Origin of the sequence: Paraburkholderia sp. MM6662-R1 (genome assembly GCF_050436245.1) — a bacterium.
GTDB classification, from domain to species: domain Bacteria; phylum Pseudomonadota; class Gammaproteobacteria; order Burkholderiales; family Burkholderiaceae; genus Paraburkholderia; species Paraburkholderia tuberum.
The window spans coordinates 2,420,525-2,434,809 of the sequence record NZ_JBNDLV010000001.1; the positions used below are offsets into that span (position 1 = coordinate 2,420,525).

The 14,285-nt window shown below is 65.2% G+C and carries 14 protein-coding genes; 11 read left to right on the plus strand and 3 right to left on the minus strand.

Annotated features, from left to right (window positions below):
- Window positions 1-29: 29 nt before the first annotated feature.
- From dapF to hslU, 8 genes are all read left to right on the plus strand, one after another.
- Window positions 30-965: a diaminopimelate epimerase gene (gene dapF, locus OKW39_RS11405; RefSeq protein WP_090805500.1), complete on the plus strand. Its 936-nt coding sequence runs from the start codon at window positions 30-32 to the stop codon at window positions 963-965.
- Window positions 966-1,022: 57 nt separating this feature from the next.
- Window positions 1,023-1,769 (plus strand): DUF484 family protein, encoded by a 747-nt coding sequence (locus tag OKW39_RS11410; RefSeq protein ID WP_429562706.1) that lies wholly within the window; start codon window positions 1,023-1,025, stop codon window positions 1,767-1,769.
- 28 nt (window positions 1,770-1,797) lie between these two features.
- The gene (gene xerC, locus OKW39_RS11415) at window positions 1,798-2,721 is read left to right on the plus strand and encodes a tyrosine recombinase XerC (RefSeq protein ID WP_429362584.1); all 924 of its coding nucleotides are present in this window, start codon (window positions 1,798-1,800) and stop codon (window positions 2,719-2,721) included.
- 61 nt (window positions 2,722-2,782) lie between these two features.
- On the plus strand, window positions 2,783-3,985 hold the full coding sequence (locus OKW39_RS11420; RefSeq protein WP_429562707.1) for a class I SAM-dependent rRNA methyltransferase: 1,203 nt from the start codon (window positions 2,783-2,785) through the stop codon (window positions 3,983-3,985).
- A 230-nt stretch (window positions 3,986-4,215) separates the two neighbouring features.
- Window positions 4,216-5,316: a CobW family GTP-binding protein gene (locus OKW39_RS11425; protein WP_429335583.1), complete on the plus strand. Its 1,101-nt coding sequence runs from the start codon at window positions 4,216-4,218 to the stop codon at window positions 5,314-5,316.
- A 682-nt stretch (window positions 5,317-5,998) separates the two neighbouring features.
- Window positions 5,999-6,418: an RNA polymerase-binding protein DksA gene (gene dksA / locus OKW39_RS11430; protein WP_090802202.1), complete on the plus strand. Its 420-nt coding sequence runs from the start codon at window positions 5,999-6,001 to the stop codon at window positions 6,416-6,418.
- A 335-nt stretch (window positions 6,419-6,753) separates the two neighbouring features.
- Window positions 6,754-7,290 carry an ATP-dependent protease subunit HslV gene (gene hslV, locus OKW39_RS11435; RefSeq protein WP_027199403.1) on the plus strand — a complete coding sequence of 179 codons (537 nt, stop codon included), beginning with the start codon at window positions 6,754-6,756 and terminating at the stop codon, window positions 7,288-7,290.
- Window positions 7,291-7,300: 10 nt separating this feature from the next.
- Complete coding sequence (gene hslU / locus OKW39_RS11440) at window positions 7,301-8,647, plus strand: ATP-dependent protease ATPase subunit HslU (RefSeq protein WP_090802203.1); 1,347 nt, start codon at window positions 7,301-7,303, stop codon at window positions 8,645-8,647.
- A 133-nt stretch (window positions 8,648-8,780) separates the two neighbouring features.
- Here the strand turns inward: hslU and OKW39_RS11445 are convergent, their stop codons facing one another.
- From OKW39_RS11445 to OKW39_RS11455, 3 genes are all read right to left on the minus strand, one after another.
- Entirely contained in the window at window positions 8,781-9,323 is a 543-nt protein-coding gene (locus OKW39_RS11445; protein WP_184025882.1) for a response regulator transcription factor, read from the minus strand.
- Window positions 9,320-10,630 carry an ATP-binding protein gene (locus OKW39_RS11450; protein ID WP_429335582.1) on the minus strand — a complete coding sequence of 437 codons (1,311 nt, stop codon included), beginning with the start codon at window positions 10,628-10,630 and terminating at the stop codon, window positions 9,320-9,322. Before OKW39_RS11450 ends, OKW39_RS11445 begins: the two co-directional genes overlap by 4 nt.
- 335 nt (window positions 10,631-10,965) lie before the next feature.
- Window positions 10,966-11,190 (minus strand): cysteine-rich CWC family protein, encoded by a 225-nt coding sequence (locus tag OKW39_RS11455; RefSeq protein ID WP_429562708.1) that lies wholly within the window; start codon window positions 11,188-11,190, stop codon window positions 10,966-10,968.
- Window positions 11,191-11,455: 265 nt separating this feature from the next.
- On the opposite strand from OKW39_RS11455, the gene argB reads away from it, so the two are divergent.
- From argB to slmA, 3 genes are all read left to right on the plus strand, one after another.
- A complete protein-coding gene (argB, locus tag OKW39_RS11460; protein WP_018419098.1) occupies window positions 11,456-12,355 on the plus strand; it encodes an acetylglutamate kinase in 900 nt (299 codons plus the stop codon).
- Window positions 12,356-12,512: 157 nt separating this feature from the next.
- Window positions 12,513-13,280, plus strand: coding sequence for a pyrimidine 5'-nucleotidase (locus OKW39_RS11465; RefSeq protein ID WP_429562709.1), 768 nt, complete (start codon window positions 12,513-12,515; stop codon window positions 13,278-13,280).
- Between the two features lie 41 nt (window positions 13,281-13,321).
- Window positions 13,322-14,032, plus strand: coding sequence for a nucleoid occlusion factor SlmA (slmA, locus tag OKW39_RS11470; RefSeq protein ID WP_429335579.1), 711 nt, complete (start codon window positions 13,322-13,324; stop codon window positions 14,030-14,032).
- Window positions 14,033-14,285 lie beyond the last annotated feature (253 nt).

Consider the following 14,285-nt stretch of genomic DNA (forward strand, 5'->3'; position numbering starts at 1 on the left):
CCCTACGCAGCAACGGATACACGGAAAACGTGAAGCTCAAATTCACCAAAATGCACGGCGCGGGCAACGACTTCGTCGTACTCGACGGCTATACCCAGCCGGTTGATCTAACCACGGCGCAGGTGCGCGCGTTGGCGAACCGCCATTTCGGCGTCGGCGCCGACCAGTTGCTGCTGGTCGAAAAGCCGACCGTCGAAGGCGTCGATTTCAGATATCGCATCTTCAATTGCGACGGCGGGGAGGTCGAACACTGCGGCAACGGCGCGCGCTGCTTCGTCAAGTTCGTGCGCGAGCGCGGTCTCACCGACCAGCGCAGCGTGCGCGTGCAGGTCCAGAAAGGCACGATCACGCTGACGATGCAGGACAACGGCGAAGTGATCGTCGACATGGGCACGCCCGTGTTCGATCCCGAACTCGTGCCGTTCGCGATCAAGGGTCTGCAAGGCCGCCGCGAAGGCGAGGATACGCTCTGGCCGCTCGACGTGAACGGCGCGACGCGCTGGATGTCGGTGGTGTCGATGGGCAATCCGCACGCCGTGCAGGTCGTCGACGATGCCGAGGTGTTCCCGGTGCTCGCCGAAGGTCCGGCCATCGAGCGGCACACGCGCTTCCCGCAGCGGGTCAACGCGGGCTTCATGCAGATCGTCAACCGCAACGAGATCAGGCTGCGCGTCTACGAACGCGGCGCAGGCGAAACGCTCGCGTGCGGCACCGGCGCGTGCGCGGCGGTCGCGGCCGGTATCCGGCGCGGGCTGCTGGATTCGCCGGTGCTCGTACATACGCACGGCGGCGATCTGACCATCACGTGGGACAGCGCGCACCCAGGCGCGCCGCTGCTGATGGCCGGCCCCGCAGCCACCGTCTTCGAAGGGGAGATCGAGTTGGCCGAAGAGGCGTCGAGCGCCTCGTCGGACTCGACGCAGCACAATCCGTCCAGCCCGGCCGACATGGCGCCCTCCGTCTAACTCATTGACCGACGCGCCGCCGTGAGGCGGCCGTCCCGTAGTCCTCTAGCCGAAACCATGAACGATCGCGAAGTCGCCGAATACCTGCTCGCCAATCCCGAATTCTTCGTCGAACACGCGGAAACGCTCGCGACGATCCGGCTCGCGAACCCGCACGGCAAAGCCGCGGTGTCGCTGCAGGAGCGGCAGATGGAGATGCTGCGCGACAAGAACAAGCATCTGGAGCGGCGTCTTGCCGAACTGCTGCGCTACGGTCACGAGAACGACAGCATCGCGTCGAAATTCAACCGCTGGACCATCCGTGTGATGGCCGAGCGCGATCCCTACGCGCTGCCGCGCACGATCGCCGGCGGTCTGCGCGACATCTTCGACGTGCCGCAAGCGGCATTGCGCGTGTGGGACGTCGCCGAACCGTATGCGCAAGCGGACTTCGCGCGCCACGTCAGCGAGGAAGTGCGGATTTTCGCGGGCAGCCTGAGCACGCCGTACTGCGGCGCAAACACCGGCTTCGAGGCCGCGCAATGGCTCGCGCAAGCTGCGGTCGCGTCCCACGGGACGACCAACCCGGCGGCAAGCGCGACCGACGACCTCGGCATCGCGTCGAACGGGACGGCGCAGAGCACCGAATCGATCGCGCTGCTCGCGCTGCGCGACCCCGAAGGTGTCGAAGACGCGCCGACGTTCGGCCTGCTCGTGATGGGCTCATCCGACCCGCGGCGCTTCCACGAAGGCATGGCCACCGATTTCCTCACGCAGATCGGCGCGCTCGCGAGCGCCGCGCTGAGCCGGCTGCTGCCGCGCTGAGCCGCGCCACGCAACGTCACCGCGTACCGTGACCGCCGCCGACCCGATCGCCGCCTACCTGTCGCATCTCGAGCACGAGCGGCGGCTGTCGGCGCACACCCTGCGCGGCTACACGCATGAGCTCGCGGAACTGAAGCAGCTCGCCAAAGGCCGAGCGCTCGAAAGCCTCACCGCCGTCGACATCCGCGGCGCCGTCGCGCGCGCGCATGCGGGCGGTCTCACCGCGCGGTCGATCGGCCATCGGCTGTCGGCATGGCGGGCGTTTTATCGCTGGCTCGCGGGCCACGTCGAGTTGCCGGCCAATCCGGTCGCCGCGGTGCGCGCGCCGAAGCAGGCGAAAATGCTGCCGAAGGCGCTTTCCGTCGACGACACCGCGCGCCTGATGGACAGCCCGCCCGCCGACTCGCCCGAAGGCCTGCGCGATCACGCGATGCTCGAGCTGTTCTACTCGTCGGGCCTGCGCCTCGCCGAACTGGTCGGCCTCGACGTGCGTTTCGCCGACGTCGACGGCTATCGCTCGGCCGGCTGGCTGAAACTCGATTCCGGCGGAGTCGAAGTGCTCGGCAAAGGCAACCGGCGGCGCGTCGTGCCGGTGGGCAGCAAGGCGGTCGCGGCGCTGAACGCATGGCTCGCGGTGCGCGAACCGATGGTCCGCCACGATCCGCATCCGCTGTTCCTGTCGGCGCGCGGCAACCGGCTGTCGCCGAACGTCGTGCGCGAGCGCGTGAAGCGCGCGGCGCTCGCCGCCGGCATTCCGGCCAACGTGCATCCGCACGTGCTGCGCCATTCGTTCGCGACGCACGTGCTGCAGTCGAGCGGCGACCTGCGCGCCGTGCAGGAACTGCTCGGCCACGCGAGCATCACCGCGACGCAGGTTTATACGGGCCTCGATTTCCAGCACCTCGCCCACGTCTACGACAGCGCGCATCCTCGCGCAAAGAAACGCAACTGATCACGCGACTGACGCCGCGCGCCTCGACGCGCCGCCTTCGCTTGCACCTTACCTACACCTGATGAATACCGTTACGCTCAAACCGTCGAAAGAAAAATCGCTGCTGCGCCGCCATCCGTGGGTTTATGCCAATGCGATCGAGCACGTCGACGGCCGCCCCGCGCCCGGCGCGACCGTGCTCGTGCGCGCGCACGATGGCCGCTTTCTCGCCCGCGCCGCCTACAGCCCGCATTCGCAGATCCGTGCGCGCGTCTGGAGCTTCGACGAAGCCGAGCCCATCGATCACGCGTTCTTCAAGCGCCGCGTGCAGCGCGCGTTCGCGCATCGTCAGGCGATGGTGCGCGACACCGGCGCCGTGCGGCTGATCTTCGGCGAGGCGGACGGTCTGCCGGGCCTGATCGTCGATTACTACGTCGCCGAGGACGCGGATCAGCGCAGCCAGATCGTCTGTCAGTTCATGGCGGCCGGCGTCGAAGCGTGGAAGGACGCGATCGTCGCGGCGCTGGTCGGCGCAACCGGCTGCCCGAACGTCTACGAGCGCTCGGACGTGTCGATCCGTCAGAAGGAAGGGCTCGAGCAGATCACCGGCGTGCTCGCGGGCGAGCCGCCTTCCGAGAAGCTGATCGCGAGCGAAAACGGCGTGCGCTATCACGTCGACGTGCGCAACGGCCACAAGACCGGCTTCTATGTCGACCAGCGCGATAACCGCCTGCTCGTGCAGCAGTTCGCGAAAGATCGCGACGTGCTGAACTGCTTCTGCTACACCGGCGGCTTTTCGCTCGCGGCGCTCAGGGGTGGCGCAAAGCGCGTGGTGTCGGTCGATTCGTCGGGTGAAGCGCTCGCGCTCGCGCAGCAGAACGTCGCGGCCAACGGCTTCGACGCCGACCGCGCGACCTGGCTCGACGCCGACGCGTTCAAGACATTGCGGCGCCTCTACGACGAAGGCGAACGCTTCGACCTGATCGTGCTCGATCCGCCGAAATTCGCGCCATCGCGCGAGCACGTGGACCGCGCCTCGCGCGCGTACAAGGACATCAATCTGACCGGCCTGAAGCTGCTGGGCCCGGGCGGTTTGCTGTTCACGTACTCGTGCTCGGGCGCGATCGATCCCGAGCTGTTCCAGAAGATCGTGTCGGGCGCGGCCGCCGACGCACGCGTCGACGCACGCATCCTGAAGCGCCTTGGCGCAGGCGTCGATCATCCGCTGCTCACTGCGTTCCCCGAAGGCGAGTATCTGAAGGGGCTGCTGTTGCAAATCGCCTGATCGCCCTCATTTTCCCGGTGATTGCGCGTGGCGGCGGCGGCCCGCCTCCGCGCAGGGCGGCCATCAGCCGGCCGCAGCGCGGCCGCCCCTGCGCCCGCCAGGCAAATATGTTTCAATGACCGGCTGGACGGGGCTCGCGCCATCTGGCTGCGGCGGCCCGCCTAACGCATCTGGCTAGCCTTGCGCTAGCGTCCGATCACGCACCGTTTCACGACTTACAGGCGACCCACATGATTCCAGTCACCATCCTGACCGGCTTTCTCGGCAGCGGCAAAACCACCCTGCTCAAGCGCATCCTGAACGAAAAGCATGGCATGAAGATCGCCGTCATCGAGAACGAGTTCGGCGAAGAGAACATCGACAACGAGATCCTCGTGCAGGACACGAGCGAGCAGATCATCCAGATGAGCAACGGCTGCATCTGCTGCACGATTCGCGGCGACCTGTCGCGCGTGCTCAACGATCTGGCCGCGAAGAAGCAGGCGGGCGAAGTGGACTTCGACCGCGTCGTGATCGAAACCACCGGCCTCGCGAATCCGGGCCCGGTCGCGCAAACCTTCTTCATGGACGACCAGATCGCGAGCGAATTCCTGCTCGACGCGATCATCACGCTGGTCGACGCGAAGCACGCGAACCATCAGCTCGACCAGCACGAAGTGGTGCAGCGCCAGGTCGGTTTCGCGGACCGGCTGTTCATCACGAAGGCCGATCTCGTCGACGAGCGGCACATGGGCGATCTGCGCCACCGTCTGCTGCACATGAACCCGAAGGCGGCGATCAAGGTCGTCAATTTCGGCGAGGCGGACATCAAGGAAATTTTCGATCTGCGCGGCTTCAACCTGAACTCGAAGCTCGAAATCGATCCGGACTTCCTGAGTGAAGACGAACACGCGCATAGCCACGCGCACGCGCACGACGAGCACGGCCACACGCAAGGCGACCATGACCACGAGCACGCCAATTGCGATCACGACCATGGCCATTGCGATCACGAAGGCCATGATCACGGACATCACCACCATGCGCATCACGACGACAAGATCAAGTCGTTCGTGTACCGCAGCGATCGTCCGTTCGATCCGAACAAGCTCGAGGACTTCCTCGGCGGCATCCTGCAGATCTATGGCGAGCACCTGCTGCGCTACAAGGGCGTGCTGTACATGAAGGGCGTCGATCGCAAGGTCGTGTTCCAGGGCGTGCATCAAATGATGGGCAGTGACCTCGCCGCGAAATGGCAACCGGCCGAGAAGAAGACCAACAAGATGGTGTTCATCGGCATCGAGCTGCCGCGCGATCTGATCACCGACGGTCTCGACGCCTGCCTCGCCTGAGCGGGCGCAGCGCCGTCGCGCAAGCAAGCCTCGGAGCAAGCCCACGACACGCCGCGCGCAGCGCGGCATGCGCCGTGCTACTTCTAGTGCGGTGAGATGCCCGCCGCCGACTGCGCGGGCGTGAATCCTCTGCTGAAACTGCGACGCCGCCACGCCGAGGCCTTTCGAATCCAGGCCATATGAAAAACGCGTGAAAACCCTGCTGTATTAAAGCGTGCACGACCATCGCTTTTTGGCTTTCTGCGCGTTATATTTTCGGGATATCTCAGCGCCGCAGGCTGGCTTTCAGCAGTTGCGGTGCCGTATTGTGATTCAGTTACAATACGTGCCCACTGGAGAATGACAACGAATTGCCCGGTCGCGCGTATCCCGCGACGGGCCTGAAACGGCGCCGGAAAACCTTGTCCGGAGACACGCCGAAAACGCCGGCGGGCACGGCCTGAAAAGGCACGCGCTCGTCGGCGAGCGATGCCTCAGGAGCATGTGTGAATCGGTTTCCAGAGGAATTCGGCCCCGCAGCGGCGTAGCTAGCAACGCCCGGTGCGTGGGCGCCTGGCGCTTCGGCGTCACGACAGTCCAACGTTCGTGGCCACCCTGCGCTGCGCGTCCGCGCGACGCGTTTGCGGGCAATACGAAAGTGCGGGCCCTATGAGTTTTGCCTCACATTGAAGAAGTAAGCCAGATGACGACGAAACGACTCTTGACCGAAGCCGAAATCCTGAAGATGAGCGACAAGGATTACATGAATGCGGATCAGCTCGCCTTCTTCAAGAACAGGCTCGAACAGTTGCAGGCGGACATTCTCCGCAACGCCGGCCAGACGACCGAGAACCTGCGCGAAACGGTCATCGTGCCGGACCCGGCCGATCGCGCCACGATCGAGGAAGAGCATGCGCTCGAACTGCGCACGCGCGACCGCGAACGCAAGCTGCTGAAGAAGGTGCAGCAATCGATCGCGCGAATCGAGGCGGGCGACTATGGCTGGTGCGAGGAAACCGGCGAGCCGATCGGCATTCCGCGTCTGCTCGCGCGGCCCACGGCTACGCTGTCGCTCGAAGCCCAGGAGCGCCGCGAACTGCGCCAGAAGCTGTTCGGCGACTGATTATCTGCGGCGCGGCTTCGGCTTGGCGCCCTGAAAACGCTGCTTCGTCGAGAGGCGCACGGTGAATCGTGCGCCTTTTCTTTTTGCGCGACATCCGCGCATGCTCCGCCATCCGTCCCGCCCCGCCGTCCCTTCCCGCCTCGTTTCTCAGGCTAAGCGGATTTTCAGTTTTTCGTCCTATGCCTTCCGGCGGATCTTGATATGACCGCGCGCGCCCTAAAATAGATCGGACATGCGCTCACGAGCGCGCCGCCCGGCGCGCCGTCCGCTGACTGGATTCATGCGGTAGCGCACAGCGCTGCCGCGTTCTACCCGTTTTGCAAAGAGGAACGCATATGGAGCAATTTCACGGCACGACGATCGTTTCCGTGCGCCGCGGCAACAAGGTGGCGCTCGGCGGCGACGGCCAGGTCACGCTCGGCAACATCGTCATGAAAGGCGGCGCGAAGAAGGTCCGGCGCATCTACAACGGCAAGGTGCTGGTCGGCTTCGCCGGCGGCACGGCGGATGCCTTCTCGCTGCTCGACCGCTTCGAGGCGAAGCTGGAAAAACATCAGGGCAATCTGACGCGCGCGGCCGTGGAGCTCGCGAAAGACTGGCGCACCGACCGCATGCTGCGTCGTCTCGAGGCGATGCTGATCGCCGCGGACGCGAGCACCACGCTCGTCATCACCGGCAACGGCGACGTGCTCGATCCCGAAGGCGGCATCTGTGCGATCGGCTCGGGCGGTGCGTACGCGCAGGCGGCCGCGAAGGCGCTTGCCGACAACACCGAGCTGTCGCCGCGCGACATCGTGGAGAAGTCGCTGGAAATCGCCGGCGACATGTGCATTTACACGAACCATAACCGCGTCATTGAGACGATCGAGTAAGGACCCATCGATGAGCACCATGACCCCCGCCGAGATCGTCTCCGAACTCGACAAACACATCATCGGCCAAGGCCGCGCGAAGAAGGCCGTGGCGGTCGCGCTGCGCAACCGCTGGCGCCGTCAGCAGGTCGACGAACCGCTGCGCCAGGAAATCACGCCGAAGAACATCCTGATGATCGGACCGACCGGCGTCGGCAAGACCGAAATCGCGCGGCGTCTCGCGAAGCTCGCGGACGCGCCGTTCATCAAGATCGAAGCGACCAAATTCACCGAAGTCGGCTACGTGGGCCGCGACGTCGACAGTATCGTGCGCGACCTGATCGAAATTTCGGTCAAGCAGACCCGCGAAACCGAAATGCGCAAAGTGCGGACCAAGGCCGGCGATCTGGCCGAAGACCGCATCCTCGACATCCTGCTGCCAACCGCACGGCCGGTCGGCTTCGGTTCGAGCTCGAGCTCGACCGACACCGCCGATGAAGGCAGCACGACGCGTCAAACGTTCCGCAAGCGCCTGCGCGAAGGCCAGCTCGACGACAAGGAAATCGAGCTCGACGTCGAGCAGCCGCAGGTCGGCATGGACATCATGGGGCCGCCGGGCATGGAAGACATGACCGAGCAGATCCGCTCGATGTTCGCCAATATCGGCGGCGGCAAGAAGATGCGCCGCAAGATGAAGGTCAAGGAAGCGCTGAAGGTGCTCACCGACGAAGAAGCCGGCAAGATGCTGAACGACGAAGAGGTGAAGAGCAAGGCGGTGCAGAACGTCGAGCAGAACGGCATCGTGTTCCTCGACGAAATCGACAAGATCGCGTCGCGCAACGAAGCGGGCGGCGGTGAAGTGTCCCGTCAGGGCGTGCAGCGCGATCTGCTGCCGCTCGTCGAAGGCACGACGATCAACACCAAGTACGGCATGGTGAAGACCGATCACATCCTGTTCATCGCGAGCGGCGCGTTTCATCTCGCGAAGCCGAGCGATCTGATTCCCGAGCTGCAGGGACGCTTCCCGATTCGCGTCGAGCTCGATTCGCTGTCGGTCAACGACTTCGAATCGATCCTCGTGTCGACGGACGCGAGCCTCGTCAAGCAATACCAGGCCCTGCTCGCGACCGAAGACGTGCACCTCGAATTCGCCGACGACGGCATCCGCCGTCTCGCCGAGATCGCGTACTCGGTCAACGAGAAGACCGAGAACATCGGCGCGCGGCGTCTTTATACGGTGATTGAAAAACTGCTCGAAGAAGTGTCGTTCTCGGCCGGCAATCATTCGGGCCATGCAGTGCAGATCGACGCGGCGTATGTCGATAGCGCGTTGAACGAAATCGCCGAAGACGAGGATCTGTCGCGCTACGTGCTTTGACATGCGCGGTGACAGCGCGAAGCGCTGATGCATGAAAAACGGGCTGCCTTCGCATAGGCAGCCCGTTTTGTTTGGTGCCGCCCTTCCCGCGGCGGCGCCTCGAACAGCCAACGCCGCGGCAGAAGATCGCCGCCTACTGCTTCACCGGCCGCTTCGCCAACTTGCGCTGCAACGTGCGCCGATGCATGTTCAACGCGCGCGCGGTCGCCGAGATATTGCCGTTGTGTTCTGCGAGCACACGCTGGATATGCTCCCATTCGAGCCGCGCCACCGACAGCGGCTGCGGATGCTCGATCGCCTCCTCGGCCTGCAACGCGCTCGCCTCGCTTTGCAGCGCCGACAGGATCGTCTCGACGTTGGCGGGCTTTGCGAGATAGTTGTCGGCGCCGTCCTTGACCGCCTGCACCGCGGTGGCGATGCTCGCGTAGCCGGTCAGCACGAGCATGCGCGCATCGGGCTGCAGATCGCGTAACGGCGCGACGAGCGTCAGGCCGGAGTCGTTGCCGAGATGCAGGTCCACGGTGATCTCGCTGAACTTCTGCTGATTCGCGAGCCGGATCGCCTCGTCCGCGTTGTGTGCTTCGGTCACCGTGTAGCCGCGCCGCGTCAAGCCGCGCGCGAGGATGCCGGAGAACACTTCGTCGTCGTCGATCACCAGAAAATTCTTCTCGCTCATGCCTGTTTCTCCGTGTTGGATGGCGCGGCGCCATGTGGGCTCGCTCCGGAAATCTTGCGCGCGGCGAGCGGTAGTCGCAGCACCGCACGCGTGCCGCGCGGCCGTCCGCCGTTGGCGTCGGTCAGCTCGATCGATCCCTTCAGACGCGCCGCCGCCGAAAACGCCAGATACAGGCCGACGCCGTGACCACCCTGTGTGCTCTCCACCGGCATCGCGCCGAGCGAGCCGCGCAGCGCGGCCGGAATGCCCGGACCGTGGTCGCACACTTCGAACACGATCTGGTCGCCGCGTGGCGCGAGCACGCAGGACAGTGTCACGTGATCGCGGCTCGCGCGCGCGGCGTTGTCGAGCAGGATCGTCAGTATCTGGCTGACGGCCGCCGTGTCGTTGAGACTGACATCGGCGGGCGGTGTGCCAAGCCGCTCGAACTTCACGTGAGGATGGCGCAGGCGCCATTGCCCGGCAAATGATTCGAGCCATTCGTCGACCGGCTGGCGGTTCGTCGTGGTCGTTGCGCGGCTGCGCAACCGCGCGAGCGCCGACGTGCACAGCATCATCTGCTGCTCGAGCAGCTCAAGATCGGCGCGGTAGGGGGCGAGTCCCGCGTCGGTCCGCGCCGCGTCGCGCAATTCTTCGGACAACATCGCGATTGTAGACAGAGGGGTGCCGATTTCGTGGGCCACGGTGGCCGCCTGCACGCCGAGCGCGACCGCCCGTTCGTCGTGGAGCAAGCGCTGCTGCGCTTCTCCAAGCGCTGCGTCACGTAGCCGCAGCGCTCGGGACATGCGCGCGACGAACCACGCAATCAGCCCCACGCTGACCATGAAGTTGACCCACATGCCCGCACGGTAGTAGTCGAACAGGTTGGCGGGATTCTCGAGATTGAGCGGCACGGAATCGAAACTGAGCATCGCGTAGCAGGCGACTGCGAACGCCGCGAGCCAGGCCATCAGATACCACGGCAGCACGGCCGCCGCGATCGCAAGCGATGGCAGGTACAGCGACACGAACGGGTTGGTGGTGCCGCCGGACAGGAACAGCAGCGCCGACAACGCCCCGAGATCGACCCAGATCTGCCCGAACAGCTCGAGGTTGGACTCGGGACGCTGCTGCGACACGCGCCACCATGTGAGCGCGTTGAACAGCACTTCGAGCCCGATCACGAGCAGCATCGCCGGCAACGGCAGATTGGCGCCGATGAAGATCTGCACGAACGCGATCGTCAGCAGCTGACCGATGATCGCGAGGCTGCGCAGCCAGAACAGATGACCGAGATTGACGCGGCCGGTGTTGGTTATACGGTGCATGACCCTAGTCTACCCGTTACGCCGCCGCGGCCCGAGCCAGTGGCGCCGCGGCAGATGAAGCCCGTTGCTTCGCCGCCGCGACCAAACTGCACCCGCTCGACGACGCCCGCCATTATTGCCCCACTCGACCCGGGAAACGCCGTCGCATAATTCCGCGCCGGCTACACGCTGCGGATGGCCTGCCGGCACGCCGACGCGATCGCGGCGGATCGGCAGCCGCGGTTCGGCGAATGGGAGTCGGCGCTGGAAGCGATTGTGCGCGATCTGCGGGCGCGGGTGGCGCAGCATCGCCGCGCGTCGGCGGTTTCTGATCGGCCCCGGGGCGAATCCGACCATCACGGCCGCTCATGCTCACTCGCCTCGTGTGTCGCGTGTGCAATCGCCGCGGCCAGACACTCCGGGCACAGACACCGGCCGCCTGGCTTTAACCGCTCGACCGGTAGCGGCGGCAGCGCGCGGCACCAGCAGTTGGACGGCTCAGTCTGCATGCCGCAGTCGAAAGCATTGCCGCAACGCGGACAGCGTGCGCTGCGTTCGGAGCGGGGGGAAGACGATTTCATCGCAGATCGGCGCTCAGGGCCGGGGACATTGATCAAGCCATGATGCCATGACTGACACGCTCAGGTGCAGTCGTCCGTTCGGCCAATGCACAGCCGTCACGCAAGTGCGTTACGCTTGCTGTTCGACACCCCCGCGGCCCGTCATGGTGCGGTACGCCAAACCTGCACCGCCCGTCGCTCGCGCCGCGGCCGAAAACCCTGTTGCAGCGCGCCAGTCCTGTACAATTCGCGCTGTTTTAACTGTTCCGTGCCCGAGCCTGCCGCCATGTCCGAGCTTCCCGACCTCTCGCAGATTGCGCCCACCCTGAAAGCCGAAATTCTGGCCGAGGCGCTGCCTTACATCCGTCAGTATCACGGTAAGACCGTGGTCATCAAATACGGCGGCAACGCCATGACCGAAGAGCGTCTGAAGCAGGGCTTCGCGCGCGACGTGATTCTGCTGAAGCTGGTCGGCATCAACCCGGTCATCGTGCACGGCGGCGGTCCGCAAATCGACCAGGCGCTTAAGAAAATCGGCAAACAGGGCACGTTCATCCAGGGCATGCGCGTCACCGACGAAGAGACGATGGAAGTCGTCGAATGGGTGCTCGGGGGCGAGGTGCAGCAGGACATCGTGATGCTGATCAACCACTTCGGCGGCCACGCGGTCGGCCTGACCGGCAAGGATGGCGGCCTGATCCACGCGCGCAAGATGCTGATGCCGGATCGCGAAACTCCGGGCCAGTACGTCGACATCGGCCAGGTCGGCGAAGTCGAGTCGATCAACCCGGCGGTCGTGAAGGCGTTGCAGGACGACGCGTTCATTCCGGTCATCTCGCCGATCGGCTTCGGCGAAGACGGCCTGTCGTACAACATCAACGCGGATCTCGTCGCGGGCAAGCTGGCGGTCGTGCTGAACGCCGAAAAGCTCGTCATGATGACCAACATCCCCGGCGTGATGGACAAGGAAGGCAATCTGCTGACCGACCTGTCGGCGCGCGAAATCGACGGTCTGTTCGAAGACGGCACGATCTCCGGCGGCATGCTGCCGAAGATCTCGTCCGCGCTCGATGCGGCGAAGAGCGGCGTGCGCTCGGTGCACATCATCGACGGCCGCATCGAGCACTCGGTGCTGCTCGAAATTCTGACCGAACAGCCGTTCGGCACGATGATCCGCTCGCATTGATCGTTGCGGCATCCCCGGCACAGGGGTTGCGTCCGAGCGGCGCGACGCCTGTGCCCCACCTCGCGGCCGGCAGTCCATGCGCGCCCCCGAGCGTTGATGCGGCAATCTCTGCGCATCCGCAGCATGAAACGCCCGTCAGCGGGTGAAGAAATCCACCATGCGCACCCCCTCTTCGCGGCGCCGCCGTCCTGACCTCGCAGGCGGCAAGCCCGTCTGGCTGTTCGATCTCGACAACACGCTGCACCGCGCGTCACATGCCATTTTCCCCGCGATCAATCGCGGCATGACCCAGTACATCATCGACGCGCTGCAAGTCGACATCGACGAAGCCAACCGTCTGCGCACCGGCTACACGCTGCGCTACGGCGCAGCACTGCTCGGTCTCACGCGCCACCATCCGCTCGACGCGCACGACTTCCTGAAGGTCGTGCACACGTTCCCCGACCTCTGCTCGATGATCCGCCACGAGCGCGGCGTTGCGCGTCTGATCGCGGCGCTGCCGGGCCGCAAGATCGTGCTGACCAACGCGCCCGAAACCTACGCGCGCGCAGTGCTCGCCGAGTTGCGCATCGAGCGGCTATTCGAGCGCGTGATCGCGATCGAGCACATGCGCGATCGCCGCCAATGGCGCGCGAAGCCGGATCACGCGATGCTGCGCCGCGCGATGCGCGACGCGCACGTGTCGCTGAAAGACGCGATCCTCGTCGAGGACACGCGTTCGCACCTGAAAAACTATCGACGGCTCGGCATCCGCACCGTGTGGATCACCGGGCACCTGCCGCGCAAGCCGCACGCGGACGGTGTACCGACGCGCCTGCCGGGCACCGGCCGGCCGCATTATGTCGACCGCAGCATTCGTTCGCTAAAATCGCTACGACTGGGCACGCGCTCGGTTCGATGGAAGGGACGCAAGCCGGGACAGTAGGGACGAAAGCCGCCAACGACATCAGCCGGGGGACCACAGCCATGCAGCCGATCGACAAGCCTGACGAAACCTCAGCCGCAGCCTCCCCCGCGGCGCCGGCCGCCACACGCTCGCCGCGTCCGAAGCCGGGCGAGCGCCGCGTGCACATCCTGCAGACGCTTGCCAGCATGCTCGAGGCGCCGAAGCGCGAGAAGGTCACCACGGCCGCGCTCGCCGCCCGGCTCGGTGTGTCGGAAGCCGCGCTGTATCGCCATTTCGCCAGCAAGGCGCAGATGTTCGAAGGGCTGATCGAGTTCATCGAGCAGACGCTGTTCGGCCTCATCAACCAGATCACCAATCACGAAAACAACGGCGTGCTGCAGGCGCGCGCGATCGCGCTGATGCTGCTCAACTTTCCCGCGAAAAATCCCGGCATGACGCGCGTGCTGACCTGCGAGGCGCTGATCGGCGAGCACGAGCGACTCACCGAGCGCGTGAACCAGATGCTCGAGCGCGTCGAGGCATCGCTGAAGCAGTGCTTGCGGCTCGCGCAGACCGAAGCGCTTGCCCGTGCGGATAACGACGTCACAGGCAACGCCGGCCCGCAGACCGCACCGCAATCCACTGCGTTGCCTGCCGGCTACGATCCCGCCATTCGCGCGAGCCTGGTGGTGAGCTATGTGATCGGCCGCTGGCATCGCTATGTGCGCAGCGGTTTCGCGCGGCCGCCTGCCGAACACGCGGACGAGCAATTGCTGCTGATTCTTCAGTAGTCCGCGAGGACTCGCACCCTTCGCGCGGCATCGCCCGTGCCGCTGCCGCGCGGAATTTTCCGCTATACTTTGCGCCTGATGTTGCCGCGGCCTTCCGATGCATAACGGACCGCGCCAAGGCATCCCGAAACACGTTGCACCCGGTTTCACACCCCTTCACGCGCCGATTTGCTGACTCGATTGCGGGCGCGCGAACCCTTGGCCCCAGGCCCGCGGTTCACTATAAATGCGGCTAAAGAGGTCGTCAGCTGCG

Bases quoted from the DNA above. Each gene is read 5' to 3' on its own strand.
- OKW39_RS11420 (WP_429562707.1), top strand. From the start codon at position 2,783: ATGAATACCGTTACGCTCAAACCGTCGAAAGAAAAATCGCTGCTGCGC.
- argB (WP_018419098.1), top strand. From the start codon at position 11,456: ATGTCCGAGCTTCCCGACCTCTCGCAGATTGCGCCCACCCTGAAAGCC.
- slmA (WP_429335579.1), top strand. From the start codon at position 13,322: ATGCAGCCGATCGACAAGCCTGACGAAACCTCAGCCGCAGCCTCCCCC.
- hslV (WP_027199403.1), top strand. From the start codon at position 6,754: ATGGAGCAATTTCACGGCACGACGATCGTTTCCGTGCGCCGCGGCAAC.
- OKW39_RS11445 (WP_184025882.1), bottom strand. From the start codon at position 9,323: ATGAGCGAGAAGAATTTTCTGGTGATCGACGACGACGAAGTGTTCTCC.
- OKW39_RS11455 (WP_429562708.1), bottom strand. From the start codon at position 11,190: ATGAAATCGTCTTCCCCCCGCTCCGAACGCAGCGCACGCTGTCCGCGT.
- OKW39_RS11425 (WP_429335583.1), top strand. From the start codon at position 4,216: ATGATTCCAGTCACCATCCTGACCGGCTTTCTCGGCAGCGGCAAAACC.
- hslU (WP_090802203.1), top strand. From the start codon at position 7,301: ATGAGCACCATGACCCCCGCCGAGATCGTCTCCGAACTCGACAAACAC.
- dksA (WP_090802202.1), top strand. From the start codon at position 5,999: ATGACGACGAAACGACTCTTGACCGAAGCCGAAATCCTGAAGATGAGC.
- OKW39_RS11465 (WP_429562709.1), top strand. From the start codon at position 12,513: ATGCGCACCCCCTCTTCGCGGCGCCGCCGTCCTGACCTCGCAGGCGGC.
- OKW39_RS11450 (WP_429335582.1), bottom strand. From the start codon at position 10,630: ATGCACCGTATAACCAACACCGGCCGCGTCAATCTCGGTCATCTGTTC.
- OKW39_RS11410 (WP_429562706.1), top strand. From the start codon at position 1,023: ATGAACGATCGCGAAGTCGCCGAATACCTGCTCGCCAATCCCGAATTC.